The sequence below is a fragment of the Streptomyces sp. NPDC090022 genome (genome assembly GCF_044748145.1).
Classification (GTDB): Bacteria; Actinomycetota; Actinomycetes; order Streptomycetales; family Streptomycetaceae; genus Streptomyces.
Genome location: NZ_JBIVFN010000032.1, coordinates 1 through 26916, shown reverse-complemented (window position 1 = coordinate 26916; position 26916 = coordinate 1). Strand labels below are relative to the sequence as shown.

The following is a 26916-nucleotide window of genomic DNA, read 5'->3' as shown; positions in this document are numbered from 1 at the left end:
GTGACGACAACCGTGGTGGCGGTTTCAACCGTGACCGTGGTGACCGTGGCTTCGAGCGTCGCGACGACAACCGTGGCGGCGGCTTCAACCGCGACCACCGCGGTGGCAGCGACCGCCCGTTCAACCGCGACCGCCGTGACGACCGTCCGTCGGGCGGCTTCCGCTCCGGCGGCGGCGACCGCCCGTACGGCCGCCGCGACGACCACCGCCCGTCGGGCTCCGGCTCCTTCGGCGGCCGCCGCGACGACAAGCCGCGCTGGAAGCGCAACGGCTGACACAGCGCTTGAACTCGGCCCCCGCGACACCCTGGTGTCGCGGGGGCCGACCCGTTCCGGGACCCTGGCGGGAAACCACCGAAGCCACTCCGGTCGATACCCGATCGGCCTCGAGCCCCTCTCCGGCTATGCTCAGGGGTGAGCTCCCGAGGGCCATTAGCTCAATTGGCAGAGCAGTGGACTTTTAATCCATTGGTTGTCGGTTCGAGTCCGACATGGCCTACAGCTCAGCAGAGCGCCCCACCCGGTTTCGGCCGGGTGGGGCGCTCTGTCGTTTCCGTGGTGTCGTGGGGTCAGGCGGAGACGTTGCGGCGGCGGCGGGTGCCGAGCCACGCGGCCGCGGTGCCCAGGGCGACCAGGGCGGCGGCCAGGCCCGCGTACAGGCCCGTGGAGGAGGACGAGCCGGTCGAGGCGAGGGTGCCCGTCGCGGAGCCCGTGGTGGTGCCCGTGGTGGTGCCGGTGGCGCCGGTGGTGGCCCCGGTCGTGGCCTGCGTGGTGGTCGCGACGGCCTGGTTCACCGTGGTGCCCTTGGTGGCGGTGGTCGCGGTGGCGGACGGGGACGGCTTCGCCGTGGGGGTGGCCGGGCCGCGGTCCTGGGGCGGGGTGAGCGTGAACTCCGTGGCGGAGCGGATGAACGGCGTCCGGTTGCCCGCGGCCAGACCGGTCTCGGCCTCGGCGGTGATGGAGGTGGCCTTCTTGTACTGGGTGTTCAGGCCCACGTCGATCCGCAGCTCCAGGGTCCGCGTGCCGGAGGCGGAGCCGAAGCCCTTGGGGACCACGGGCAGCTGGAAGCGGTGGGAGTCCAGGCGCTTCACGTCCTGCCAGCGGCCGTCGATCATGGCCTGCACGAAGAAGTCGGGCTTGGCCACCCACGGCTCGGAGCCCAGGGTGAGGACGGTGGCGAGCCCGGTGTCGAAGCTGCCGTCGCCGGTGGCCTTGTAGTTCAGGTTCAGGAGCTGGCGGTTGGGACCCGGGGCCTCAGAGCCCTTCTCGAACCAGGTCTTGAGCTCGCCGGTCTTGATCTGCGGGCTGACCTTGAACACGTGCCGGGGCACGGAGCCGGGCACCCCGCCGTCCGAGAGGTTGTTCGCGGTCAGGGTGAAGTCGCCGTCGTTGGTGGGGTAGTTCGCGCCGAGGCCGAGGGTGACCTTCCAGGTCAGCTTGCCGCCCGCGGGCACGGAGAAGGCGTCCTGCGCCGAGCCGGCCGGGTGGAAGGTGCCCTGCCAGCCGCCGTCCTGCTGCCCCACGAAGGACTTGGTGGCCGGCGCGTTCAGCGCGTCGACCTTGAAGACGACGGCGCCCTTGCCGAGCGGGCTCGGGCCGGCGGCCTCGCCGGTCAGCCACGGCCGGTACTCCACGGCCTTGCCGCTGGGGTTCTTGACCGTCAGCTCGAAGGTCTGGGCGGTGCCACCACGGGTCAGCGCCCCGGCGGGGGCCGGCGTGCTCATCTCCGTACGCAGCGGGCTGGTGGCCTCGTCGGCGGACGCGGCAGTAGCCGAGAACGGCAGCAGAGTGGTGACGACGCCGGCGACGACGGCGGTGGCGGCTGCGGTACGTACGGACATGGTGGACTCCCCCCAAGGAATCGACAGGTGCATCGGCGACGGCGCCGAGCGCGGGTGGTGTGAGTGAGGTGGCCGCCCGGCCGGTTTCCTGCTCCCCCGGGCCGCTGCGACGCCTCTATCTTCACCGGCGGCCAGTACCGGAACGATCTCTTGAGTGTCACCGCTGTGCAACAGCGTGATCATGCCCCTCACCTGCGAAGACGATGGCCCGGCTAGGCCTCGTCCGGCCTCCTCGGCCACTGGCTCAGCAGGGTGTGCAGGGCCGCGAGGATCCGCCCCCACGACGCATCGCGGTCGCGGGGCGCGCGGAAGGCGGCGTCCGCCTCCAGGGCGGTGAATCCGTACAGGGTGCTGCGCACCAGGCGGACCGCGTCGGTGAGGTCCGGCTCGGTGAGGTCGTACGCGCGGAAGACGGCGTATGTGTAGTCGATGACGCGGCGGTGCGCGGGCGAGCCGGCGGTGACCTCGTCGGGCAGCTGGAGCTGGGTGGCGGCGTACCGGCCGGGGTGCTGGGCGGCGTAGTCGCGGTAGGCGTCGGCGAACCCGGCCAGCGCGTCCCGGCCCGAGCGGCCGGCGATCCCCGCGCCGAGCCGGTCGGCGAACTCGGCCGTGCACGTCAGGGCCAGCCGCTCGCGCAGGTCGGCGAGGTTCTTGATGTGCGCGTAGAGGCTGGCGTCCTTGACGCCGAAGCCGCGCGCGAGGGCCGAGACGGTGACACGGTCGAGACCGATCTCGTCCGCGAGGGCGGCTGCGGCGTCGACGACGCGGTCCGCGGTGAGGCCTGCACGGGGCAAGGGGCAGCTCCTGACAAGGGGTATTAATCATTTGCCTAGGGTGTCTAGGAAACTTTAGCGTGAGCCGTATGAAGGCACTCACCGAGAAGGCCGTCCGGGGCTCGTTCGTCAACTGCACCAAGGGCGAGGCCGCCCGGCTCCCGATGCCCCGCGACCTGGCCGCACGCCCTTGGGACGACCTGGACTTCCTCGGCTGGCGCGATCTGTCGGCGCCGGACCGCACGTACGTCGTGGCCGAGGTCGACGGCCGGCCGGTCGGCGTCGCGCTGCGCTTCCCGCCGGCCAAGCGCGGCCTGCTGCACCGCAGCATGTGCGGGCTGTGCCTGACCGTGCACGCGGGCAGCGGGGTCTCGCTGATGACCGCGCGCAAGCGGGGCAAGGAGGGGCGCGAGGGGAACTCGGTGGGGATCTACCTGTGCACCGACCTGGCCTGCTCCCTCTATCTGCGCGGGATCAAGCAGCCCGACGGCGGGGGCGGGCGCCTGGAGGAGTCCCTGACCCTGGAGGAGCGGATCGACCGGCTGAACGGGAATCTGGGCGGCTTCCTGGCCAGGCTCTGAGCCGGCCCGCCCCTTAATGGTCGGCGGCTGCTCCCCGGATAGCGTAAGGTGGTGTTCACCGACGCGGGGTGGAGCAGCTCGGTAGCTCGCTGGGCTCATAACCCAGAGGTCGCAGGTTCAAATCCTGTCCCCGCTACTGAAACCGAAGGCCCGGATCCTCCTGGATCCGGGCCTTCGGCGTGTCCGGACCGCGGTCCATGCCGCAGCCCCGCCTCACCCGATCGGTCCCGGCCCGCTCGCCGTGCCGCCGCCGCCGGCCGCAGCCTGTGAGGAGCGAGGGCGGCAGCGAGCAGGAGAGACACTTTGGCGGGGCTGGGCCACGGCGAGGACAGCGGGCACGGCGGGGCCGGGCGGCCCGCCATGGCCCAGGTCTTCCTGAGGGCGCTCCCGGCCGTGCTGATCGTGACCGGGCTGATCTTCGACCTGTCCACCCCGTCCGGCTACACCGGCTCCCCCTTCTTCTCCGCGGCCCCGCTGGTCGCCGCCCCCTTCTTCGCCCTCGGTGCGACGCTCCTGACCGGCGGCGTCGCCACGCTCTCCGTGCTCATGCTGCACGTGCGCAACGGGACCACCTGGAAGGTCGAGGCGCTGACGGAGCTGGTGACCGTGCTGACCGTCTCCGCCCTCGCGCTCCTCATCAACCGTGTGGTGCGGCGCAGCGGCCGCCGGCTGGCCTCGGCGCGCGGGATCGCGGAGGCGGCCCAGCGCGCCCTGCTGCCCACGCCCGCCGACCGGATCGGGGGCCTGCACATCGCCGCCCGGTACGAGGCCGCGGAGGCCGACGCGTTCATCGGCGGCGATCTGTACGCGGTCCAGGACACCCCGTACGGGGTGCGGCTGGCCGTGGGCGACGTACGCGGCAAGGGGCTGGGCGCGGTGGAGGCGGTGGCGGTGGTGCTCGGGGCGTTCCGGGAGGCCGCCGAGCTGGAGCCGACCCTGGAGGGGGTGGCGCAGCGGCTGGAGCGGGCGCTGGCCCGGGAGGGCACCCGGCGCGACAGTCTGGACGCGGTGGAAGGGTTCACGACCTGTGTGCTGGCCGAGGTACCGCGCGGGTCGGGGCGGCTGCGGGTGGTCAACCGGGGGCATCCCGAGCCGCTGCTGCTGCACCCGGACGGGGTGCTGGAGGAGCTGGCTCCGGCGGAGGCGGCGCTGCCGCTGGGCATGGGGGAGCTGGGGGCCTGGCCGGACCGGGTGCAGGAGTGGGCGTTCCCACCGGGTGCCACGCTGCTGCTGTACACCGACGGGGTGACCGAGGCGCGGGACGCCGCCGGGGTCTTCTACGATCCGCCGGGGCGGCTGCGCGGGCGGATCTTCTCCGGACCGGACGCGGTGCTCGGCGCGGTCGTCGCGGACGTGCGCCGGCACACGCGGGGCGGGGCGACGGACGACATGGCGCTGCTGGCGGTGGCGCGGCCGGGGGAGCGGGAGCCTGCGCGGCGCAGGACCGTACCGGTGGTGCAGCGTCACGAGGAGTGACGGAACGGCCGCACTGCGCAAGTATCGTGAGGGAGGGTCATGTTGCCTGTGTGGCTGAAGTGATGAGGAACAAGCCAGTTCTTTGTCCGAGTTGGCTGGGATATGGGCGGAAAAGCTCTGGCCAAAGATGCTCGCGGCGTGGCTGGTTTTGGTGAACATCCGTCGCAACAGCTTGGAATCACTCCCCCGCTTCTATTACCTTTCGATAACGCAGCGCGGGTGTGTCAGCCGTCGTCGAAGGCGGCGCCGTGCGTGTGCGCGCGGATGAGGAGTGTGCCCCGGTGGCGTCCAACGTGCCTGCCCCTGAAGGCGTCGAGAGCCCGGAACCGCTCACCGCGGGGGCGGGCGCCTGGGGAGAGTGGAACCCCACCGAGGACTCGGTCCGTCCGGTACGCGGCCGGCACCGTGTGGCCAAGCAGCGCGGGGGACTTGCCCGCAGCTCCACCGTGCTCGGCGTCGGTGTGATCGCGGCCGTCGGCGCGGGCGGTATCGCCACCGCGCAGGACCGCCCCCAAGTCTCCATATCCATGCCCTCGTTGCCCGACCTGATGGGCGGCCACGACCGTGACGGCGGCGCCGGCGGCGAGCGCGGCGAGAAGACGCGGAAGGCCGACGCCGGCGGTGGCGGCGCCGCCGCGGCAGCGGCCGCGGACCGGCAGACGGACGCGGGCGAGGTGCTCCGTACCCGGATCCTCCAGCAGGCCGAGACCCAGGCGGACGCCGACCACGCCCGGGCCAAGGCGGACGCCGAGCGCGCCGCCCAGGACGCCGCCGCGCAGGAGGCCAAGCAGCGGGCGGACGCCGCCCGCGCCGCCGAGGAGAAGGCGGTCGAGGAGGCCCGCGCCAAGGCCGAGGCGGCCGCCAAGGCCAAGGCCGAGGAGGAGAAGGCCGCGGCGGCCGCGCAGCCGGCGTCCGCCCCGGACTCCGGTTCCGGCTCGAAGGCGTCGGCGGGCGGTTACGCGCTGCCCACGTCCTCGTACACGATCACCTCCCGCTACGGCGCCTCCGGTTCCATGTGGTCCTCCGGGCAGCACACCGGCCTCGACCTCGCCGCCCCGACCGGTACCCCCGTCAAGGCGGTGGCGGGCGGCACGATCACCTCCGCGGGCTGGTCCGGTTCCTACGGCTACCGGATCGTGCTGAAGCTGCCCGACGGTACCGAGATCTGGTACTGCCACCTGTCGTCGATGTCGGTGACCTCCGGCACGGTCGGCGCCGGTGACACCATCGGCCGGGTCGGCGCCACGGGCAACGTCACCGGTCCGCACCTCCACCTCGAAGTGCGCAAGGGCGGCTCGACGGTGGACCCGATGGCGTGGCTGCAGTCCAAGGGCCTGAGCGTCTAGGAGGCGTCCGGCGGGGTACGGGCACCGGCAGCGGGGACCCCAGCGGCAGCCCGGCTGCCTCCGGCAGCGGGTCCGCGGGTCGCGGGTCCGTGTGCGGCGGCGGGGTGAACAGCTCCTCCAGCACGGCCGCGCGTGCCAGCGCCGGGCCGGCCGTCGCCCGCAGCCCCCACATCCGCAGCAGCAGCTCCCGCTCCCGGCTGCCGAAGTCCGGCTCCCGTGCCGCCCCGCCGCGCCGCGCCCGGTGCCGCAGCAGCGCGAGGGCCGCCGCGGCCGCCGTGTAGTCGGCGACCGCCCGCCCCGCGGGCCGGCCGCCGGCCCGTCGGGCCAGCGCACGGGCCGTGGCACGCGCGGGCAGCGAGGCCAGGGCCGGCACCTCGGCCGGGTCCAGCCAGCCCACGGCCGCGTACACCGCCAGTTCGTTGCCGACGGTCCGCAGCCGGCGCCGCTGCATCCGGACCGCCGACCAGAGCAGGGTGGCGAACACCGGGACCATCACACCGCCGTACACGGCGTAGAAGCCGTACTCGCCCAGCTCGGAGGAGCTGTTCCACAGCGCGTGCGTCCCCATCGCCAGGAGCAGGCCCAGCAGCGGCAGGCCGACGCGCGTGGCGCGCCGGCCGGCGAGCACGGCCGCGCCGAAGCCGAGACCGGTGAACACGGTGAACAGCGGATGCGCGAACGGCGACAGCATGATCCGTACGAAGAACGTCGCGGCCGTCATGGAGTCGAGCAGGCCGGTGCCGTTCTGGAGGTCCTCGCCGAAGGCGTTGCCCAGGTAGAGGATGTTCTCGGTGAAGGCGAAGCCGGTCGCGGTGAACCCGGCGACGACGAACCCGTCGGCGGGGCCGGTGAAATGACGTCCGCGGAAGACGAAGACGAGCAGCAGCGCGGCCGCCTTGGCGCTCTCCTCGACCACCGGCGCGATCGCGACCGAGCCGAGCTGGTCGGCGTCGGACGGATCGGCGGTGGCCGCGGCTATCCACTCGGTCGCGAAGCTGTTGGCCAGTATGGCGATCAGCGCGGCGGCGCAGGCGCCCCAGCCGAAGCAGAACATCAGCTGCCGCAGGGGCCCCGGCACGGCCCGGCCCAGCCACCGGAAGGCCGCCAGCAGCGCGGGCACCGGCAGCAGGGCCAGGCCCAGGCCCACGAAGAACCCCGGGGTGCCGGTCTGCTGGCGTACGAGGTCCAGGATGGCCGCGCCGGAGACGGCGAGGAGGGTGAGGAGAACGCACGCGCGGACCGTGCCCGACGGACGTGCGAGCCTGGGGACTCCTCCCGGCGACAGCCGCGGGAGGAGGAGCGCTCGGTACACGTGATGACCCTAGCGAGTGGGTCGGACACGCGCAGTGACGTTGTCAGTTCTCCCTGCGGCGGAACAACAAGTCGTGTACGACGTGCCCCTTGTCCAGGCCCTGCCCCTCGAAGCGCGTCAGCGGCCGGAAGTCGGGCCGGTCGGCGTACCCGCCGCCGTCCTGGGTGTTCTCGAAGTCCGGGTGCGCCTCGAGGACTTCGAGCATCTGCTCGGCGTACGGCTCCCAGTCGGTCGCGCAGTGCAGTACCGCGCCGGGCGCGAGCCGGGTGGCGGCGAGCGTGAGGAAGTCGGGCTGGATCAGCCGCCGCTTGTGGTGGCGCTTCTTGGGCCACGGGTCCGGGAAGTACACGCGCAGCCCCGCGAGGGAGTCCGGCGGCAGCATCTCGCGCAGCAGGATGATCGCGTCGCCGTTGGCCACGCGGATGTTGTCGAGCCCGCCCCGCTCGGCGAGCGCGAGCAGGTTGCCCTGGCCGGGGGTGTGGACGTCCGCCGCGAGGATGCCTGTGCCGGGGTCGGCGGCGGCCATCTGCGCGGTGGCCTCGCCCATGCCGAACCCGATTTCGAGGACGACGGGCCGCCCGTCGAACAGCGTGGCCAGGTCCAGGACCCGGTGCCCGTCGATGTCGAGGCCCCAGGTGCCCCACAGCCGCCGCAGCGCGTCCTCCTGCCCGGTGGTCACCCGGCTCCGGCGCGGCTGGAAGCTGCGGATCCGCCGCTCGTGGTGCGACCCGGCGGGGTCGGGGGCCGGACCGTCGGGGAAGCGGGGCTCGGTGCGCCAGCGCGGGGGCGCGTACGCAGCGTCCTCGCCGGTGGCGGCGCCGCCCTCGCCGGCGGTGGCGGTCGCGGGGGCGGTGCTCTCGTCGGCGGTGGCGGTCGCGGACGAGGTGGCGGTGGCGGCGGCAGGGGCGCTGGGCTGCGGGTTCAGGGACTCAGACACAATGCCCTGATTCTACGGCCCGGGGTCAGGCCCCGCGCAGGGACGACAGCGCACGGCGGGCGATCTCGCGGCCGATCGGCAGCGAGGCGGTGGCCGCCGGGGACGGGGCGTTCAGCACGTGCACCGTGCGGTGCGCCTCGCGGATGAGGAAGTCGTCCACCAGGGTGCCGTCGCGCAGGACGGCCTGCGCGCGGACGCCCGCGCCGGCCGGCGCGAGGTCCGCCTCCGTGACCGCCGGCAGCAGCCGGCGTACCGCCTCGGTGAACGCCCGCTTCGACAGGGACCTGCGGATCTCCCCCGCCCCGTACCGCCAGTGACGGCGGGCGATCCGCCAGGTGCCGGGCCACAGGAGCTCGTCCGCGAGGTCCCGCGGCGCCACCGTGCCCCACCCGTACCCCTCGCGGGCCAGTGCGGGCACCGCGTTGGGCCCCACGTGGACCCCGCCGCCGATGCCCCGGGTCAGATGGACGCCGAGGAAGGGGAAGGCCGGGTCCGGGACGGGGTAGACCAGGCCGCGGACCAGCGAGGGCCGGGCCAGGTCGTAGTACTCGCCGCGGAACGGGACGATCCGCATGCCCGGGTCGTCGCCGGCCAGCCGCGCCACCCGGTCGCAGTGCAGCCCCGCGCAGTTCACCAGGGCCTTCGCGCGCACCACGAGGCCCGCCGTGGTGCGCACCGCGACGCCCGAGGCGCGCCGGGAGATCAGGTCGACTTCCGCGCCGTAGACGATCTCGGCGCCCGAGGACTCCGCGAGCCGCGCCGCGACCTCGCCGAAGTCCACGATCCCGGTCGTGCCGACATGGATGGCCGCCACCCCCGAGACCTCCGGCTCGTACTCCGAGATCTGCGCCGGGCCCAGCTCGCGCACCGGAATGCCGTTCTCCCGGCCGCGCTGGACCAGCGCGTGCAGGCGCGGCAGCTCCGTCCGGTCGGTGGCGACGATCAGCTTGCCCGTCACCTCGTGCGCGATCCCGTGTTCCGCGCAGAACTTGACCATCTCGGCGGCGCCGCGCACGGCGAATTGCGCCTTCAACGACCCCGGCCGGTAGTAGATCCCGCTGTGGATCACTCCGCTGTTGCGCCCGGTCTGGTGCCGGGCCGGGCCGGCCTCCTTCTCCAGCACCACCACCCGTGTCCCCGGCGCGAGCCGGGACAGGGCATGCGCTGTCGACAGGCCGACGATCCCGCCGCCGATCACCAGCACATCGCAGTCCACGCTGCCACCTCCCACCCCTGCATACTGCACCCCGGCACTGACAGCGCGGACGCCAGGCCGCCGACTGCCGGTTGCGAAGGCAGATCTACGCCGGTGTCACCAGCAGCGGACGGGCCCGTTCGCGTAGCTCCGCCACCCTCGGCTCGTCCCCGTACGGCTCCAGCCGGTGCAGCAGGTCCCGTACGTACTCGGTCGTACGCGCGGAGGAGATCCGCCCCGCGACCTCCACCGCCCGGGTGCCGGCCGCGCACGCGGCGTCCAGATTGCCCGACTCCAGCTCCGCGACCGCGCTCACCACCAGGCGCAGGCCGTGCGAGCGCACGTACTCCTCCGTCGGGCGGGACAGCGCCTGCTCGGTGAAGCGCCGTACCTGCCGGGGCAGTTTGAGGTCTCGGTAGCATTCCGCCGCATCCGCCGCGAATCGGTCGTACGAGTAGAAACCCAGCCAGGTCGGGTCGGGATCGCCGTCCCGGGACCGCTCCAGCCAGCCCTCCGCCGCGCGCAGGGCCGCGCCCGCCGCCTGCGAATCGCCCGCCTTCGCGTGCGCCCGCGCCTCGACGAGACGGAAGAAACTCATGGTGCGGGCGGTGGCCAGCCCCCGGTTGCGCTCGACGGCCGCCTGCGCGAGGTCCACGCCCTCGTCGGCGAAGTCGCGGTAGGTGGCCTGAAGGGACATCGAGGCCAGCACGTACCCGCCGAGCGGTACGTCGGCCGCCGCGCGGGCCAGGCGCAGGGCCTGGATGTAGTAGCGCTGGGCGGCCTCCTGCTGGCCGGTGTCGAAGGCCATCCACCCGGCCAGCCGGGTCAGTTCGGCGGTCGCCCCGAAGAGCGCGCGGCCGACCTCGTCGGAGTACGAGCCCAGCAGCAGCGGCGCGGCGTCCACCCGCAGGCACTCGGGCACCATCGACGAACGCCAGTCGCCGCCGCCGTACTTGGAGTCCCAGCGGCGGGCGTCCTCGGCCGCCTCGCGCAGCTTGGTCACGTCGCTGTGGCCGACGCGCTGCGGGGCGCCGCCGTCGGAGAGCAGGGTGACGGGGGCGAGCGCGGGCCCGCCCACCGGCGCGGGTGCTCCGGCCGGAGCGGGTCCGCCCGGTGCGGGGGCCCCGGCCCGGGCGGGTGCTCCGGCCCGGGCGGGTGCTCCGGCCCGGGCGGGTGCTGCGGGCGCGTCCGGGCCCACCGCGTCCGGACCCGACGCGTGCGGCATCCCGGGGCCGGGCTGCACGGGTACGGCCCCTGCCGGGGCGAGGGACGGGGCCGCGGGGGCGACCGGCGCGCCGGCGGGCGGCTCCGCGGCCCCGCGCGCGACCGAACTGTCCGCCGGCGATATCAGCCACCGCGACGCGGGCGTCGCGTACGCCGAGACCGAGAAGGAACCGGCCAGCGACTGCCAGATGCCGCCGCCCCCGCGCCGGCCCGCGAGGTCCAGGCGGTAGAGGTCGGTGGCCGAGCGCACCGCCGCGCCCACGTCGCGCGGGAAGCCGAGACCGACCTCGGGCGCCGGATCGGCGTCCGCGAGCCCGATCTCGTGCAGCGGCACCGGCCGCCCCAGCTTCGCGCCGATCGCGGCCGCGATCAGATGCGGTGCGGCGCCCTGCGGCACCATGCCCTTCGACACCCACCGGGCCACCGACGTCTTGTCGTAACGAAGCGTCAGGCCGCGCTGGGCGCCCAGGTCGTTGACCCGCCGGGCCAGCCCCGCGTTGCTGATGCCCGCGAGGGCGAGGACGGCGCCGAGCTTCTCGTTGGGCTCGCGGAGCTCCCTGGACATGCGCCACCCCTCGTCGCACGCGGAACGCAGACGCAGCCGGGGCATAGGCTCCCGGCATTTCGTAAACCCAGCGTAGTTCCCCGCCTCCCAAGCGTTAAGGCCCCGCCTTCCGTATGGCGAGATTGTTGTCCGTACGTACGGCCGGAGGCGCGGGCGGCGCCGGGGCGCACGTGTCACTGCGTGCTCCGCCCGTGTGGCCGTGCGCCCGTACGTGCGCTCTGGCCCGTCCCGTGGCCCGGCGATTCGATGTGCGGTGCGTGGGTCGGCCCGCTGCGTGGATCCGGCGGGCCGGGGGACACCGCCGCCTCAATCCCCGCGGGTGGCGGAACGGTCCGGGGGGCGCAGGCCGCCCCCCGGACCGCGCGCGACCACGTCGGCGCGCCGCCGGTGCCCTGGCACTCGGTGCGTCACTCAGTACGGCCGAAGAATGGCCGAAACCGACCTATGGGGCGGCGCGCCGCAGGGAGGAACGGAACGCCAAATACCGCGTGGCGGAGGCGTGTTCGTTTGCATGTGCGCCCCCAGAGTCGCTCTCGCACGCCTGTCTCGTGGCAGCATGGACCCCGAGCCACATGGCCCACAGGCTGGGGAGGCGGCGATGCGCTGGTTGGTGGGGTGGAGCAGTATCGCCGCGAGCTTCGGCACGGCCGGCCGCGTCGGTCACGACGCCGGAACCGGCCTGCGCGGCGGACTCGCGGACACGGCCCCCGGCCCCGACCCCCGTGACCCCGGCGGATCCGGCGCGGACGCCGAACGCACCCTCCACCCCGTCGGCGCACAGCTGCTGTGGGGCGACCCCGACCCGCTCTGGGCGGTCGGCGACTGGCGCCCCGACGAGATCCGCACCGTCACCGCGGACCCCGCCGACCCCTTCACCCGGCTCGCCGTCCTCGGCTGCTGCGGCGCCGGCGACGACGAGCTGCGCCGGGCGCTGTACGCGGCCCGCGGCGGTGCGCTGCGCCACCTGACCTCCTGGTCCGGCAGTTACACCGCCGTCGTCCAGGCCGGCCGCCGCATCACGGTCCTCGGTGACCTCGCCGGCGCGCGCCCCGTCTTCTACACGCCCTGGGCGGGCGGCACGGCGTACGCCACCGCCGCCCTGCCGCTGGCCGACCTCATCGAGGCCCAGCTCGACATCGGGCACCTGGCCGCGCTGCTGGCCTGCCCCGACAGCCCGGAGGCCCTGGCCGACGGCACCCCGTACGCCGGTGTCCGGCGGATCCCGCCCGGCCATGCCCTCATCCTGCGCGAGGGCTCCAGAGAGATCACCGGGTACGAGCCGGTGGCCTCGCTCGCCGTGGCCGCGCCGGAGATCGAGGCCGAGCGCGCGGTGGAGGGCGTACGGGAAGCATTGGTGGACGCGGTGCGCGCCCGGCTCACGGCGCCGCGCCATGCTCCCGACGTCCTGCCCCACGATCCCGGGCCGGTGCCCGGCATGGGACCGGCCGACCGGCGCGCGGCGCGCGGCGCACCGGCGCCCGGCGTCGGCGCCGACCTCTCCGGCGGCAGCGCCTCCGCCACGCTGGCGCTGCTCGCGGCCGGGCTGCCGGGCGCGCCGGGGACGGTGCCGGGCACGGCGGCGGGCGTCCGGGGGAGCGGGAGCCGGCTGCTGGCCGTCACGTTCAACGACCTGGCCGTGCCGCAGGGCCGCGAGGCCGAACTGGAACGGGCCCGCGCCATCGCCGCGGACCCCCGGCTGCACCACGTGGTGGTCGCGGCCGCGGAAGAGGCCCTTCCGTACGCCGAACTGGACGGGCCGCTGACCGACGAACCGGGCCCCTCGCTGGTCTTCGCCGCCCGCGAGCGCCGCCGGCTGGCCGCCGGCAGCGCCGACCACTTCGTCGGCCACGGGGCCCGGCAGGTCCTGGACGCCCACCCCGCGCGGCTGGCCGACCTGCTGATGGACCGGCGCCGCCGCCACCTGCTGCGGCCCGTGGCGGCGCTGGCCCGCTCGGCGGCCGACGGCGGCGGCTCGCTGCTGGTCCCGCTGACCGTGTACGGGGCGGCGCGCCGGCTGGCCCGTACGCCGTACCGCGCGGGGCTGGAGGCGACGGCCGCCCGGCTGCGGCTGGGGCAGCTCGACATCGCGCCCACCGACCCCGTGGACGCCTCGCTGGCCGCGCTGACGTGGGCCCGGCCGGGCCCGGCGGCGGCCTGGCTGACCGGGGAGGCGCTGGCGGAAGTATCGATCCGCCTGCTGGCCGCGGCGGGCCGGCCGCCGCTGTCCCTGAGACCGGGGGAGGCGCGGGCCCGGTCGGTGCTGGCCCGGCAGGCGGCGGACCACCGGGTCTTCGAGCAGGCGGTGGAGGTCCGCAGCCAGCGGCTGCACGCGCCGTTCCTGGACAACCAGGTCGTACGGGCCGCCCGCGCGCTCCCCGAATCCCTGCGCGTGCAGCCGGGCGCGCGGGCGGCGATCCTGCGGACGGTGCTGTCCTCGACCGGGGTCCGCGAACTCCCGCCCGGCTGGGGCGCGGTGGCCCACACCCCGCACGAGACGGCGACCCGCCTGGGCCTGCGGGCCGCCCTGCACGAACTGCTGGCCCTCTTCACCGCCCCGCTGCTCGCGGACGCCGGCCTGATCGAGGCCCGCGTCGTCCAGCAGGCCCTGATCGACGCGGCGGAGGGCCGGCCCACCGCCCTGGACGGGCTCGCCGAACTCGTCTCGATGGAACTCTGGCTCCGCCGCCTGCTCGCCCGCCGCGGCACCTGCTGGACGGGCACCTCCACCCCCCGCCGCCGCGCGGTCCCGACGGGCACCCCCCTCCGCCGCCCAGCCCTCCCCCTCCCCTGACCGGCCCCGATCCAGCCCACCGGTCACCCTCCCACTCCCGCCAGCCGCCATGTCCGCCTGCCGGGCCCCGGGTCTGCCCTGCCGGGCGTCCCTCCCGCTCCCGCCGGGCATCATTCAGCCTCGCCGGCGTTTGAGGCGCGGGGGTTCGGGGGCGGAGCGCCCGCAGTCAGGCCGGACCGGCTCTTATGGCGGGCGCCCTTCCCGCCGGGCGCCGTGTCTGCCCCGCCGGGCATCATTCAGCCTCGCCGGCGTTTGAGGCGCGGGGGTTCGGGGGCGGAGTGCCCGCAGTCAGGCCGGACCGGCTCTTATGGTGGGCGCCCTTCCCGCCGGGCGCCGTGTCTGCCCCGCCGGGCATCATTCAGCCTCGCCGGCGTTTGAGGCGCGGGGGTTCGGGGGCGGAGCCCCCGCACTCAAGCCGCACCGGCGCTCACGGCGGGAAGGGCGCCGGGCACCATCCAGCCCCGCCGGCGTTTGAGGCGCAGGGAACCCGGACGGCGTCCGGAGGAGGGGCCCGCGGCCCCAGGGGCACCCGGCGGCCGGCGGCCGTACCCCGCCCCCACGGGAACCCAGTGGCAACATGGGGCGGTGCGGTATCTCATCCTCGGCGTCACCGAGGCGCGTGACGAGACCGGCGCCCCCCTCCCCGTCGGCGGCGCCCGCCTCCGCGCGCTGCTCGCCGCGCTCGCCCTGCGAGCCGGCCGACCGGTGTCCGTCACGGAGCTCATCGACGACGTATGGGGCGGCGACGAGCCACAGGACGCCCCCGCCGCGCTCCAGGCGCTGGTCAGCCGGCTGCGCCGGGCCCTGGGCGGCAAGGACGCCGTACGCGCCGACACCAGCGGCTACCGCCTCGACGCCACCCCCGACGACGTCGACCTGCACGTCTTCCGGCGCCTCGCCCGGCAGGGCGCCGACACCCTCGCCACCGACCCGGCCGGCGCCGCCGACACCCTGCGCCGGGCCCTGGAGCTCTGGCGCGGGCCCGCGCTCGCCGACCTTCCCGCCGCCACCGCCGACGCACGCGCCGCCGAGGCCCGCCGCGGGGCCGCCGTCCGCGACCGCATCGAGGCCGGCCTGCGCGGCGGCCAGGACCCCACCGCCCTGCTGCCCGAGCTCGAAGCGCTCGTCGCCTCCCACCCGTACGACGAACCCCTCCACGCCCAGCACCTGCGCGCCCTGCGCGCCGCCGGCCGCCCGGCCGACGCCCTCGCGGCGTACGAGGAGGTCCGCCGCACCCTCGCCGACGGGCTCGGCACCGACCCCGGCCCCGAACTCGCGGCCCTGCACGCCGAACTGCTCCAGGCGCCCGTACCCGAACGCCGCGAACGCCTCGAACGCCCCGAACGTCCCGGGCGGCCCACCGGCAACCTCCGGCCCCGCCTGACCTCCTTCGTCGGCCGCGAGCCCGAACTCGCCGCCCTCCGCGCCGACCTCACCCGCTCCCGTCTCGTCACCCTCACCGGCCCCGGCGGCTCCGGCAAGACCCGTCTCGCCGAACACTCCGCCGCCCACCACCCCGACCCCGTCTGGCTGGTCGAACTCGCCCGGCTCGACCACCCCGCCGCCGTCCCCGGTGCCGTCCTCAGCGCCCTGGGGCTGCGCGAGAACACCCTCGTCGCCCGCGAGACGTCCGCGCCCGCCGACCCGACCACCCGGATCGTCGAACAGTGCGCGCACCGCCGGCTGCTGCTGATCCTGGACAACTGCGAGCACGTCATCGGCGCCGCCGCCCGCCTCGCCGAGGAGCTCCTCACGCACTGCCCGGGCGTCCGGATCCTGGCCACCAGCCGCGAACCCCTGGGCGTGCCGGGGGAGTTCCTGCGCCCGGTGGAGCCGCTGCCGCCCGGCCCCGCGCTCCGGCTCTTCGCGGACCGGGGCGCCGCCGCCCGCCCCGGGTTCACGGTCGCCGACGACCCCGAAGCCGCCGCCGAGATCTGCGCCCGCCTCGACGGTCTGCCGCTGGCGATCGAGCTCGCGGCGGCCCGGCTGCGGCTGCTCGCCCCGCGCCAGATCGCCGACCGCCTCGACGACCGCTTCCGGCTCCTGACCAGCGGCAGCCGGACCGTACTGCCCCGCCAGCAGACCCTGCGCGCGGTCGTCGACTGGTCCTGGGACCTCCTGGACGCGCCCGAACGCGCCGTGCTGCGGCGGCTGTCCGTCTTCGCCGGCGGCTGGGACCTCGATGCCGCCGAGGCGGTGTGCGCCGACCCGGCGTACGACACCGCCGACACCCTCGGCTCGCTCGTCGACAAGTCCCTCGTCGTGGCCGACCCCACGCCCGAGGGGGAGATGCGCTACCGGTTCCTGGAGACGATCCACGAGTACGCCACCGAGCGCGCCGCCGAGGCCCCCGGCGAGCGCGCCGCGGCCGCCGCCCGTCACCTCGCCCACTTCCTCGCCCTCGCCGAGGAGGCCGAACCGCTGCTGCGCTCGGGCGCCCAGCTCCCCTGGATCCGGCGGATCGAGACCGAGCTCGACAACTTCCGCAGCGCGCTCGAAACCACGCAGGACGCCGGCAGCGCGCACCGGCTGGTCCTCGCCCTCGGCTGGTTCTGGTGGCTGCGCAACTACCGTGCCGAGGGCGCCGCGTGGATCACCGCCGTGCTCGCCCTCGATGCGGACGGGCCGGAACCGCCGCACGGTTCACCCGCCTTCTGGAGCCGCCTCCGGCTCCAGCTCCTGCACCTCTTCCTGCTCGCCGAGAGCACCGCTCTCGACGATTTCCGCACCCCCGAGCGGCTGGCGGAAGTGCGCCGGCTCCAGGAGGAGTTCCGTCGCCCCGTCCCGGAGAGCGCCCGTTTTCCCGGCATGCTCTGGCCGATGATCTCGATGGCCACCGGCAACGCGGTCGACTTCCACGGCGCGCTCGACGAGAGCGTCGAGAACTGCCGCCGCCACGGCGGCGACTGGGAACTCGGCGTCACCCTCATGCTCCGCACCCACGTCGCCATCGACCTGACCGGCGGGCTCGCCACCGTCGACGCCGACCTCGCCGAACTCCACGAGGTCGCCCGCCGCGTCGGCGACCGCTGGACCCGCGCCCAGGTGTCGAGCGCCGCCGGCGAGGTGGCGCTCGCCCGCGGCCGGTACGAGTGGGCCCGTGCCGAGTACGAGGAGTGCCTGCGCCTGGCGCGCGAGGTCGGCGCGCACACGGAGGCGCCGTTCGCCATGGCCCGGATCGCGGAGGCCGCCTACAGCACCGGGGACACCACCGCCGCCGAGCACCTCCTCGCCGAGGCGGAGGCGGAGGCGGACCGGCACGGCGTCCGTGACGTCCGCGCCTTCGGGCGGTTGCTGACGGGCTTCATGCGGCTGGACCAGGGGGACCACGCGGGGGCCCGCGCCGCGGTGACGGAGGCCCGGGCGGCCGTCACCACCGCTCAGAACGACACCGGGCGGGCCGTCGTACCGCCGCAGTTCCACGCCGGGATCGACGCCCTCGACGCCACGCTGCTGGGCCGGGAGGAGGGGCCCGGGGCGGGCCTGGCCAAGGCCCGGACCGGTCTGGCGACGGCGGTCGAAGCGCGCTGCGCCGAACCGGTGCTGGCCCGCTTCACCGAGGCCGTCGCCCTGCTGCTGGCGGATGCCGGCCGGCCCGCCGAGTCCGTACGGGCGCTGGCCGCGGCCACCGCCTGGCGGGCCGGCCACCCGCGCTCCGTCCCGGACGAGCGGGCCGTACGGTCCCTGCCGGCCCGTACGCTCGCCGCCCTCGGCGCGGACCGGCAGCGCGCGGAGGCGTCGGCCGGGGCCGGCCTGGACCCGGCCGCGGTCCTGACCATGCTCACGGCCGTCACCGGCAGCTGATCACCGCGTCGGCCCAGCTGACCAGGGTCAGCGGGGCGTGCCTGCCGACGGGCTCCGCCACGAGCCGCAGCTTCTTGTGGCCACCGATCGCGACGCTGACCGGGACCGCCGGGTCGCCGTGGCCGACGGCCTGGGACTGCCACAGCCGTGTGCCGTCGCCGTACACCGAGAACCGCACCTCGCCGCGCGTCGGCACCGACAGGTCGTCCACCCCGACCCGTGCCGAGAAGGTGCCGCACTGCCGGTTGAGCCCGATCTCGACGGAGGAGCGCGCGTTCACGGTGATGCCCTGCCCGTAGTGGCGGCCGCCGACCCGCAGGCCCCAGCGCTGCCACACCCAGCCGCTGGTCCAGGTCTGCACCTCGGGCCGGCCGTGGTCGCCCCAGGCCGACTGCTTCAGTGCGGCCAGCTGGAACGCCGTCGGCACCTCCGGCGGACGCGTCGGCGGCGGGGTGGACGGAGTGGACGGCGTGGGCGTTGGCGTGGGCTTCGGCGTCGGGCCGGGCTTCGGCGTCGGGCTCGGTTCCGGGGTGGCGGACGGCGAGGGCGTGGCCGACGCCGCCCGTGAGGGCGACGGCGACGGTGTGCTCCGCGGCGGCGGTACGGGCTGCCGCGCGACCGGCGGTTGGGGAGCGGGCTCGGCCGGCTCCGCCGACGGCGGCGGCGGGGCGGGCGCCACCGGCGCCGTCACCCTCGGCGCGGGCCGCGCCCCGGCCTGCGGCTCCACGTCGTCCCCGGCCAGCGCGAACACCACCCCGGCCGCGGCGGCGACCGCGATTCCCGCGGCCAGCGCGGCCTTGGCCGGTAGCCCGAGCCCCTCACCGGCGAGAGCGGCCCCACCCCCCGACCCGGCCGTCGCCCCCGCACCCGCGCTCCCCGCCCCCGCGCCCGCCGACGCACCGGCCCCCGCGCCCGCCGCTGAACCAGCACCGGCACCGGCACCGGCCCCCGCGCCCGCCGTCGCACCGCCCGCCGCGGCCGCGGCGGCACCCGCGCCGCCCGCGGCCACGGCGCCACCGGCCACCACCCCGGCGGCCTTGGCGGCGTACCCGGCGGCGAACCACCCGATGACCGCGACCGGCAGCAGCGCCGGAATGCCCGCGTTGACGTCCTTGAGCTCACCGGCGGCCACCCGGCACCTGGCGCACTCCTCCAGGTGCTCGCGCAGCCCCCGCTCCGCCCGCATCCGCAGTCCGCCCCGCGCGTAGGCGCCCAGCCGGTCCGCGTAGCGCGCGCAGTCCCCGCCCTCGCTCAGCGCCGAGCTGACGTGCGCCTGCAGGTAGGCCTGCTTGAGGCCCTCCCGGGCCCGGCTGGCCAGCACCGCCGTGGCATTGGCACTCAGCCCGAACAACGGGGCGATGGCGCTCGGCGAGGACTCCTCGACGGTGGTGTGCCACAGCACGGCCTGCCACCGCTCGGGAAGGCTGCGGAAGGCCTGCACGGCCAGCGAGCGTTCCGCCTCGCGCATGGCCCGCACGTCCGCGCCCAGTTCCAGGGTGTCGTCGCCGGACAGCCCCGATCCGCTCTCCCCGCCCGTCGAAGCCTGCTCCGCGAACACCGCGAAGTCCTCGACCAGCTGCTCCCGCCGGGCGGTCTTCGCCCAGGCCGCTGCCACTCTGCGCACCGTGGTGAGCAGGTACGCGCGCACCGCCTGGTCCGGACCGGCCCCGCCGCGCACCGCCTGCAGGGTCCGCGCGAACACCTCGGCGGTCAGGTCGTCGGCGGTGTGCGCGTCACGGCAGCAGGTGCGGGCGTAGCGGCGTACGGCGTCGGCGTGGCGGCGGAAGAGGACCTCGTACGCACCGTCGTCGCCGCCGCGCATCCGGGCGATCAGATCGGCGTCCGAGGGCGGCAGTTCCGCGTTGGTCGCGCCGCTGCCCGCTTCGCGCTGCGCCGGGACCTGGCGGGCCGGCAGACTGCCCGCCCCGGCCTCGGCGCCGCCGATGGGTTCTTCCCGCCCGTCAACGCTCACCGCGTCAAGCCCCCGTACGACCCCTTCAACCGGTACACCGGTTCAGCGTGTCACACGGGGAGCGCGCGCCGAACCCCTCTGCGCGCCATCCACCCGTCCGGGGAAAACCCGGTGAATCGCTGTACCGGTCATCACCCGTTCGAGCGAAGGGCGTTCGCGAGCACCCGGCCTACGCGGAATCCCGGCCGACGCGGAAGCCCGTCCGACGCCGGCGCCCGGCCGACGCGGAAGCCCGGCCCGCGCGCGCCGGGAGGGAGCCGGGCGGAAGCCGGGGCTTCAGGAAAGCCCCGACCCCCACCCGCACGACCTTCGACGGCCCGTGCGAGGCCCGCGCATCACGCCGTGCGGGAACGCAGCCCCTCGAGCAGGATGTCCAGCAGCCGGGCCGACGCCGCGGCCTGCTGGGCCGCATCCGGCAGCGCGGGCGCGGCCGTCGCTATCACCAGCAGCACATCGGCCACCGTGACGTCGGCGCGCAGTTCGCCCGCCTCCCGGGCCCGGTCCACGAGCTTGCCGACGACCTCCAGCAGCGCGCCCGCACCCGCGTCCTCCGACGGCTCGTCGTCGGCCGCGGTCCGCGAGCCCACGACCCGCAGCTCGGGCTGGCCCACCGGCGTGGCCTGCCGCTGCTGCGGCACCCGCGCCTGGTCGGTGTCCTCGGCGCCGTCCTCAGCCGTCGTACCGACCCGCAGCACCTGCGGCGGCAGCAGCCGGCCGGCGCCCGAGGCGACGGAGGTGCGCAGGAAGCGGGACAGCGCCTGCCACGGCTCCTCCTCCTGCCCCAGCGCGGCGCGGGCCTGCTCGGTCAGCCGGGAGGTCTCCTCCTCGGCTATCCGCCGGACCAGTACGTCCTTGCTCGGGAACCGCCGGTAGACGGTGCCGACGCCGACGCGGGCGCGGCGCGCCACGTCCTCCATCGGAGCGCCGTAGCCCAGCTCGCCGAAGACCTCGCGCGCCGCCCGCAGGACGTGCTCGAGGTTGCGCTGGGCGTCCACGCGCAGCGGCGTCGAGCGACCCACCCCGTGCGACGTGGGGCCGGCGATGATACGGCTGCCGCTCTCATTCGCGAGCGTGGTGGCAGCACCATGAGAGCCGTGAAAATCGGACATGTTCATATGTTTCCCCCGGTAATCCTTTGTCTCCCCCCGGAGACAATCCCCGCCTTCGTGTCGAGGCGGCCACGGTCAGGCGGCCCGGTCTTGCTCCTCGACGGGTTACGAACATAGTTGAGCCAGAGTCAATTCAGAAGAGGGAGCCCCGTACGGACCACCGCCCGATCGGAGCATTCGCCCCCACTTTTCCGTTCCCGCCCACCGGAATCACCCCCTCCGCATGCCGTGACCTGCATACCTTTGCCCTCCGGAGCCCCTGGAGACCACCCGCTCCCCACCCCACCGCCGGTCACACAATCGGTCGGGCCTGTGGACAAAGTCCCGGCCACGTTGCGTCATGGGAAGGTGAAGGCTGCAAACGCCCGGGGCCAGACCCCCGGTACCCCGCCCCGCACGCGCATCCTCGTCGTCGGCGGCGGCTACGTCGGCATGTACACGGCGCTCAGGCTCCAGCAGAAGCTGAGAGCCGGCGAGGCAGAGGTCACGGTGGTCACACCGGAGCCCTACATGACGTACCAGCCCTTCCTCCCCGAAGCGGCCGCCGGCTCCATCTCCCCGCGCCACGTCGTCGTCCCGCTGCGCCGCGTCCTGAAGAAGTGCCGCATCGTCATCGGCGAGGCCACCGGCATCGACCACGCCAAGCGGACCGCGACCGTCACCACCCTCGCCACCGACGAGGCGGGCGGCGCCGGCATGGAAGTGGAGTACGACGAACTCGTCCTCGCCCCCGGGTCCGTCTCCCGCGTCCTGCCCGTCCCCGGCCTCGCCGACTACGCCATCGGCTTCAAGACCGTCCAGGAGGCCATCGGCCTGCGCAACCACGTCATCGAGCAGATGGACATCGCCTCCTCCACCCGCGATCCCGCCATCCGCGACGCCGCCCTCACCTTCGTCTTCGTCGGCGGCGGCTACGCGGGCGTCGAAGCACTCGGCGAGCTCGAGGACATGGCGCGCTTCGCCGCGCGGTATTACCACAACATCAAGGCCGAGGACATGAAGTGGGTGCTGGTCGAGGCCAGCGACCACATCCTCCCCGAGGTCGGCCCCGAACTGGGCAAGTACACCGTCAGCGAACTGCGCCGCCGCAACATCGACGTCCGCCTGGAGACCCGCCTCGACTCCTGCGAGAACCGCGTCGCCGTCCTCAGCGACGGCGCCCGCTTCCCCACCCGCACCGTCGTCTGGACCGCCGGCGTCAAACCCCACCCGGTCCTCGCCGCCACCGACCTGCCGCGCAACGAACGCGGCCGCCTCGTGTGCACCCCGCGCCTCACCGTCGACGGCGTCGAACACGCCTGGAGCGCCGGCGACGCCGCCGCCGTCCCCGACCTCACCGCCGACGACCGCCGCGAATGCGCCCCCAACGCCCAGCACGCCCTGCGCCAGGCCAGGGTCCTCGCCGACAACCTGATCGCCTCCCTGCGCGGCGAACCGCTCCAGGACTACACCCACAAGTACGCCGGCTCCGTCGCCTCCCTCGGCCTGCACAAGGGCGTCGCCCACGTCTACGGCCGCAAGCTCAAGCGCTACCCGGCCTGGCTGATGCACCGCGTGTACCACCTCAGCCGCGTCCCCACGTTCAACCGCAAAATGCGCGTCCTCGCCGAATGGACCCTCTCCGGCCTCTTCACCCGCGAGATCGTCTCCCTCGGATCCCTCGAACACCCCAGGGCAGAGTTCGAACTCGCCGCCGGACTGCGCCACTCGCCCCATCCACCCCACGCCCCGAAGAAGGACGAAGACTGACTCCGACAGTGCGGTCGGCCACACTGGACGTGTGACCATGGGTGGGCTCACACCTGCACAGAGTGACACCATCGAGCGACCGCCGGCGCCCGGCCACCGGGCCTCCCGGCCCCGGCCGGGAGCCAGACACAGCGACCACGAGCGAGACCCACGAGGCTTGAACGCAGTGAACTTCACGCGCTGGAGCGCCCGGTTTCCCGGAACGCAGCGCCGCGCCGCCGCCCGGACCGAGCACGCCGCCGCCCAGGCCAAGCGCGGCGAGGGTGCCGTCCCCGCCGCCCGCGGCTCCGCATCCGACGGCCGCCCCGCGGACCCCACCGTCGCCGGTACGGGCACCGGCACCGCCCTCGCGGCCGTGCCCTCCCTCGACCAGCTCCCCGTACGCGAGGTCCTCGGCCGCCTGCCGGCCCTCGTCGCCCTCGTCCACGGCCCCGAGCACCGCGTCGCCTACGTCAACGACGCCTACACCGCCGGCTTCGGCGCCCGCCCCGCCGGCGAACCCGCCGCCGAGGCCCTCCCCGAACTCGGCGAGCTCGGCCTCCTCCCGCTCCTCGACCAGGTCCTGCGCAGCGGCAAGCCCCGCACCGCCAAGAACCGCACCACCCCCGGCGGCACCAGCACGTACACCGTCACCTGCACGCCCGTCGCCTTCCCCGACCCCGAGGGCAGCGGCGTACTGATCCACCTCGCCGACGTCACCGACCACGCCGAGGCCGTCGACCGGCTGCGGGCCAGCGAACGCCGCCAGCGCGAAGCCGCCGTCACCCTCCAGCGCTCCCTCCTGCCGCAGGAACTCGAACAGCCCGACGACCTGCGCATCGCCGCCACCTACCAGCCCGGCGGCACCGAGGCCGCCGTCGGCGGCGACTGGTACGACGTCATCACCCTCGGCGCCGGCCGCACCGCCCTCGTCATCGGCGACGTCATGGGCCGGGGCGTGCGCGCCGCCGCCGTCATGGGCCAGCTGCGCACGGCCGTACGGGCGTACGCGCGCCTCGACCTGCCGCCCCACGAGGTGCTCCAGCTCCTCGACGGCCTCGCCGCCGAGATCGACGCCAGCCAGATCGCCACCTGCGTCTACGCCGTCCACGACCCCAACGAGGGCCTGCTCGCCTACGCCTCCGCCGGCCACCTCCCGATCCTCGTCCGCGACGAGGACGGCACCGTGCGCCGCGCCGCCGACCCCACCGGCCCGCCGCTGGGCACCGGCGGCTGGCTGCACTCCTCCGGCACCATCGCGCTCGGCCCCGGCTCCACCGCCGTCCTCTACACCGACGGCCTCGTCGAACGTCGCGGCGAGGACATCGACGAGGGCGTCGCCGCCCTGGAACACGCCCTCGCGGGCGCCCAGGGCACCCCCGCCGTCATCTGCGACCGCCTGATGCGCGCCCTCGGCGTGGACGCCGACCACGACGACGACGTCGCCGTGATGGTCCTCCAGCAGCCGAGCCGCACCGGGACGGACGCCGAGCTGTTCCACAACGCCGCCCTGGAACTCCTCGGCGGCATCGAGGCGGCCCCGCGCGCCCGCGCCTTCGCCCAGGGCGTCCTGGCCTCCTGGCGCTTCCCGGTCGAGCTCTGCGACCTCGGCGTCCTCGCCGCCAGCGAGCTCGTCGCGAACTCCCTCCAGCACGGCACCCCGCCCATGCGGCTGCGCCTGCGCCGCACCGACCGCCGCCTGATCGTCGAGGTCACCGACGGGGACGACCACCTCCCGCGCCGCCGCCGCGCCGAACCGGCCGACGAGACCGGACGCGGCATCTCGATCATCGCGACCATCGCCTCGTCGTGGGGCTCGCGCCGCACCCCGGGCGGTGGCAAGGCCGTCTGGTGCGAGTTCGCCCTCCCGGACAAGTAGCTCCACATACGCCCGCAGGGCCCGTCCCCATGGACGGGCCCTGCGCGCATCGGCGTATTTACCGCTACGTATTGCTTCCGGATTCCGTCTACGCGGGGACGGGCTCCGCGGTGGCCGGGCTGGCGGCGGGCTCCGGGCGCTCGGTCACCAGCGACGGGTTGTCCTGCGCCGGGGTCAGCTGCCGGCCCAGCCGCAGTGCCAGCCCCACGATGCCGAGCGAGACCACGACGAAGACGGCGATGTAGAGCATCGGCAGCCCGGCACCCACCGGCACGCCCAGCGGCCCGAGCGCCAGCGCCAGCTGCTTGACCAGGGCGAAGGCCGAGTTGTACTGCCCGACCGACCCCTCCGGCGCCAGGTCCGCCACCAGCGGCGCCAGCGTCGGGGACAGCATGGCCTCGCCGATGCCGAAGAGGGCGTACGTCGTCACGAACGCGGCGGCGGCCATGACGGCGCTGCCGTGCCCCAGCCCGGAGAACCCGGCGATGAGCCACGCGACCGTCCAGATCAGCCCGACCAGCGCGATGACCCGCGACCGGCGCCGGTTCTCGACGAGCTTCAGTACGACGAACTGCGCCACGACGATCGCGCCGGTGTTGGCGGCCAGCGCGAAGCCCAGGGTCGACGGGGAGATCCCCGCGGCCTCGGTCCCGAACGCCGCCAGGCCCGACTCGAACTGTCCGTAGCAGGCGAAGAACAGCACGAAGCCCAGCACGCAGAACTGCACCATCGCCTTGTGCCGGAGCAGCCGCTTCCAGCCGCCGCCGGCCGGCATCGCGTCCTTGGCGACACCGTCACTGATGCCCGACACCTGCGGCATCCGGACGGTGGCGATGATTCCGGCCAGCACCAGGAACATCACGGCCTCGATGCTGAAGAGCAGGATGAAGCTGTTCGCGCGGTCGACGTCGACGATCTGGCCGCCGAGCAGGCCGCCGATGCCCAGGCCCAGGTTCTGCATGAAGAACTGCAGGGCGAAGGAGCGGGTCCGGGTGGCCGGCGTGGAGCACCAGACGATCATCGTGGCCAGGGCCGGCTGCATGACCGCCTGGCCGGCGCCCAGCGCGAGCGCCGATACGAGGATCGGCGCGACCGAGGTGGACAGCCCAAGCGCGAGCGCCCCGGCCGAGGCGACGACCGCCGCACCGATGACGACCGGCACGGGCCCCCGGCGGTCGATCACGCGACCGGTGAAGGGCAGTGCGACGAGGGCTCCCAGGGCGAACGCGATGAACGCGCACGTCGCCCACATGGAGCCCAGACCTCGCACCTGCGCCACATAGATGTAGAGGAACGGAACCGTGAAACCGATGCCGAACGCGGTCAGCGCGTTGCCGGCCTGGATCCGCCGCATCGCAGCGCCCATCACCTTGGTCACTTCTCACCTGCCCTTAAACCTGAAGACTTCACACCTAAAGTTCAAGCGTTAAGAGTACACATCGAAGGAGTTAGACGCCAACGCGTTCGTGCCATACTTCGGCCCATGGGTGACACCCCCGACCACACAGCGGCCGTGAGCGAGCCGAGCCTCGACGAGCAGATCGCCGTCTACCAGCGCGAATTCCAGGACCTCGACCCCCAGGTCGAGAAGGTGGTGTCGGCGCTGAGCCGGCTCAACCGCCGGATGAACGTGGCGTACGGACGCCAGACCGCGGCCCTGGGCATCAGCAACGCGGAGTGGGAGGTCCTCAAGGCCCTCGTCATCTCCGGCGCCCCGTACCGGATGGGCCCCAGCGAGCTCGCGAAGCAGCTCGGCCTCACTCCGGCGGCGATGACCCATCGCATCGACCGGATGACGGCGGAGGGTCTGGTCACGCGGGAGCGGGACGAGTCCAACCGGGTCCGCGTGATCGTGGAGCTGACGGACGAGGGCCGCAGCAAGTGGCTCGACGCGATGCGCGCGGCCACGATCTTCGAGGAGGACCTGCTCCAGGACCTCTCCACCGAGGAGCGCGGGGTCCTGGGCGACATGCTCACCCGTGTGCTGGACCGTGTCGAAGGCCTCCAGGCCCGGGGTTGACACACCCCTGGCGGATCCGTAAGGTTCTCCGAGTTGCCACCGGGCCGACAGGTTCCGGGGTCAACCATCCCGCCGCCTCGTTGCGGCACCTCTACTCAGCACGATCTCCCACTGGGAACGAATTCGGCATGTCCGAATTTATTTCCGAGGCTCGATTATGAGCCGCCCGGGAAATCCGCTAGAGTTCAGGAGTCGGAAGGGCCCAGCGGCCCGGAAGACAAACCCGCTGACTGGGAGTCAGGCCCGAAAGGATCTGATAGAGTCGGAAACGCCGGAAAGGGAAACGCGAGAGCGAGGACCTGGAAAGCACCGAGGAAATCGGATCGGAAAGATCTGATAGAGTCGGAAACGCAAGAACGAAGGA

At 74.5% G+C, this 26916-nt stretch carries 17 protein-coding genes, 2 tRNA genes and 1 pseudogene; 11 read left to right on the top strand and 9 right to left on the bottom strand.

The window, feature by feature from the left end; translation table 11 throughout:
- Together ACIPXB_RS33445 and ACIPXB_RS33440 are read left to right on the top strand one after the other, a co-directional pair.
- Positions 1 to 275, top strand: a pseudogene (locus ACIPXB_RS33445) (RNA helicase); the annotation flags it as partial.
- Between the two features lie 150 nt (positions 276 to 425).
- A tRNA-Lys gene (locus tag ACIPXB_RS33440) sits at positions 426 to 498 on the top strand.
- 70 nt (positions 499 to 568) lie between these two features.
- On the opposite strand, the gene ACIPXB_RS33435 is transcribed toward ACIPXB_RS33440, so the two are convergent.
- Together ACIPXB_RS33435 and ACIPXB_RS33430 are read right to left on the bottom strand one after the other, a co-directional pair.
- Complete coding sequence (locus tag ACIPXB_RS33435) at positions 569 to 1840, bottom strand: LPXTG cell wall anchor domain-containing protein (RefSeq protein WP_401456116.1); 1272 nt, start codon at positions 1838 to 1840, stop codon at positions 569 to 571.
- A 212-nt stretch (positions 1841 to 2052) separates the two neighbouring features.
- Positions 2053 to 2634 (bottom strand): WHG domain-containing protein, encoded by a 582-nt coding sequence (locus ACIPXB_RS33430; protein WP_401456114.1) that lies wholly within the window; start codon positions 2632 to 2634, stop codon positions 2053 to 2055.
- 68 nt (positions 2635 to 2702) lie between these two features.
- Here ACIPXB_RS33430 and ACIPXB_RS33425 point away from each other — a divergent pair, with 68 nt between their 5' ends.
- The 4 genes from ACIPXB_RS33425 to ACIPXB_RS33410 all read left to right on the top strand — a co-directional run bounded on the left by ACIPXB_RS33425 (position 2703) and on the right by ACIPXB_RS33410 (position 6016).
- Positions 2703 to 3194, top strand: a complete 492-nt coding sequence (locus ACIPXB_RS33425; RefSeq protein WP_401456113.1) for an FBP domain-containing protein — start codon at positions 2703 to 2705, stop codon at positions 3192 to 3194.
- Positions 3195 to 3256: 62 nt separating this feature from the next.
- Positions 3257 to 3330: transfer RNA gene (locus ACIPXB_RS33420), tRNA-Met, on the top strand.
- A 224-nt stretch (positions 3331 to 3554) separates the two neighbouring features.
- Positions 3555 to 4670 (top strand): PP2C family protein-serine/threonine phosphatase, encoded by a 1116-nt coding sequence (locus ACIPXB_RS33415; RefSeq protein WP_401456224.1) that lies wholly within the window; start codon positions 3555 to 3557, stop codon positions 4668 to 4670.
- A gap of 281 nt (positions 4671 to 4951) precedes the next feature.
- Positions 4952 to 6016, top strand: coding sequence for a M23 family metallopeptidase (locus tag ACIPXB_RS33410; RefSeq protein ID WP_401456110.1), 1065 nt, complete (start codon positions 4952 to 4954; stop codon positions 6014 to 6016).
- On the opposite strand, the gene ACIPXB_RS33405 is transcribed toward ACIPXB_RS33410, so the two are convergent.
- The 4 genes from ACIPXB_RS33405 to ACIPXB_RS33390 form a co-directional block, all read right to left on the bottom strand.
- Complete coding sequence (locus ACIPXB_RS33405; protein ID WP_401456222.1) at positions 5925 to 7301, bottom strand: PrsW family intramembrane metalloprotease; 1377 nt, start codon at positions 7299 to 7301, stop codon at positions 5925 to 5927. The two genes, ACIPXB_RS33410 and ACIPXB_RS33405, sit on opposite strands and share 92 nt — an antisense overlap.
- Before the next feature lie 70 nt (positions 7302 to 7371).
- Positions 7372 to 8265 (bottom strand): tRNA (guanosine(46)-N7)-methyltransferase TrmB, encoded by an 894-nt coding sequence (gene trmB / locus ACIPXB_RS33400; protein ID WP_401456108.1) that lies wholly within the window; start codon positions 8263 to 8265, stop codon positions 7372 to 7374.
- Positions 8266 to 8290: 25 nt separating this feature from the next.
- Positions 8291 to 9511, bottom strand: a complete 1221-nt coding sequence (lhgO, locus tag ACIPXB_RS33395; RefSeq protein WP_401456106.1) for an L-2-hydroxyglutarate oxidase — start codon at positions 9509 to 9511, stop codon at positions 8291 to 8293.
- A gap of 55 nt (positions 9512 to 9566) precedes the next feature.
- Complete coding sequence (locus ACIPXB_RS33390) at positions 9567 to 11249, bottom strand: sporulation protein (RefSeq protein ID WP_401456105.1); 1683 nt, start codon at positions 11247 to 11249, stop codon at positions 9567 to 9569.
- Between the two features lie 598 nt (positions 11250 to 11847).
- Between ACIPXB_RS33390 and ACIPXB_RS33385 the strand changes: the two genes are divergently transcribed.
- Together ACIPXB_RS33385 and ACIPXB_RS33380 are read left to right on the top strand one after the other, a co-directional pair.
- Entirely contained in the window at positions 11848 to 14040 is a 2193-nt protein-coding gene (locus ACIPXB_RS33385) for an asparagine synthase-related protein (protein ID WP_401456103.1), read from the top strand.
- Positions 14041 to 14625: 585 nt separating this feature from the next.
- Positions 14626 to 17844: a BTAD domain-containing putative transcriptional regulator gene (locus ACIPXB_RS33380; RefSeq protein ID WP_401456100.1), complete on the top strand. Its 3219-nt coding sequence runs from the start codon at positions 14626 to 14628 to the stop codon at positions 17842 to 17844.
- Here ACIPXB_RS33380 and ACIPXB_RS33375 read toward each other — a convergent pair.
- Both ACIPXB_RS33375 and ACIPXB_RS33370 read right to left on the bottom strand, forming a co-directional pair.
- Positions 17831 to 19816: a sigma-70 family RNA polymerase sigma factor gene (locus ACIPXB_RS33375; RefSeq protein WP_401456099.1), complete on the bottom strand. Its 1986-nt coding sequence runs from the start codon at positions 19814 to 19816 to the stop codon at positions 17831 to 17833. The two genes, ACIPXB_RS33380 and ACIPXB_RS33375, sit on opposite strands and share 14 nt — an antisense overlap.
- Positions 19817 to 20151: 335 nt before the next feature.
- Positions 20152 to 20931, bottom strand: a complete 780-nt coding sequence (locus tag ACIPXB_RS33370) for a TetR/AcrR family transcriptional regulator (RefSeq protein WP_401456097.1) — start codon at positions 20929 to 20931, stop codon at positions 20152 to 20154.
- A 342-nt stretch (positions 20932 to 21273) separates the two neighbouring features.
- Here ACIPXB_RS33370 and ACIPXB_RS33365 point away from each other — a divergent pair, with 342 nt between their 5' ends.
- Both ACIPXB_RS33365 and ACIPXB_RS33360 read left to right on the top strand, forming a co-directional pair.
- Positions 21274 to 22674, top strand: a complete 1401-nt coding sequence (locus ACIPXB_RS33365; RefSeq protein ID WP_401456095.1) for an NAD(P)/FAD-dependent oxidoreductase — start codon at positions 21274 to 21276, stop codon at positions 22672 to 22674.
- A 166-nt stretch (positions 22675 to 22840) separates the two neighbouring features.
- Positions 22841 to 24532, top strand: a complete 1692-nt coding sequence (locus ACIPXB_RS33360; RefSeq protein WP_401456220.1) for a SpoIIE family protein phosphatase — start codon at positions 22841 to 22843, stop codon at positions 24530 to 24532.
- Positions 24533 to 24620: 88 nt separating this feature from the next.
- Here ACIPXB_RS33360 and ACIPXB_RS33355 read toward each other — a convergent pair whose 3' ends face one another.
- Entirely contained in the window at positions 24621 to 25898 is a 1278-nt protein-coding gene (locus ACIPXB_RS33355) for an MFS transporter (RefSeq protein WP_401456218.1), read from the bottom strand.
- 117 nt (positions 25899 to 26015) lie between these two features.
- Here ACIPXB_RS33355 and ACIPXB_RS33350 point away from each other — a divergent pair, with 117 nt between their 5' ends.
- On the top strand, positions 26016 to 26552 hold the full coding sequence (locus ACIPXB_RS33350) for a MarR family winged helix-turn-helix transcriptional regulator (protein ID WP_401456094.1): 537 nt from the start codon (positions 26016 to 26018) through the stop codon (positions 26550 to 26552).
- Positions 26553 to 26916: the final 364 nt, after the last annotated feature.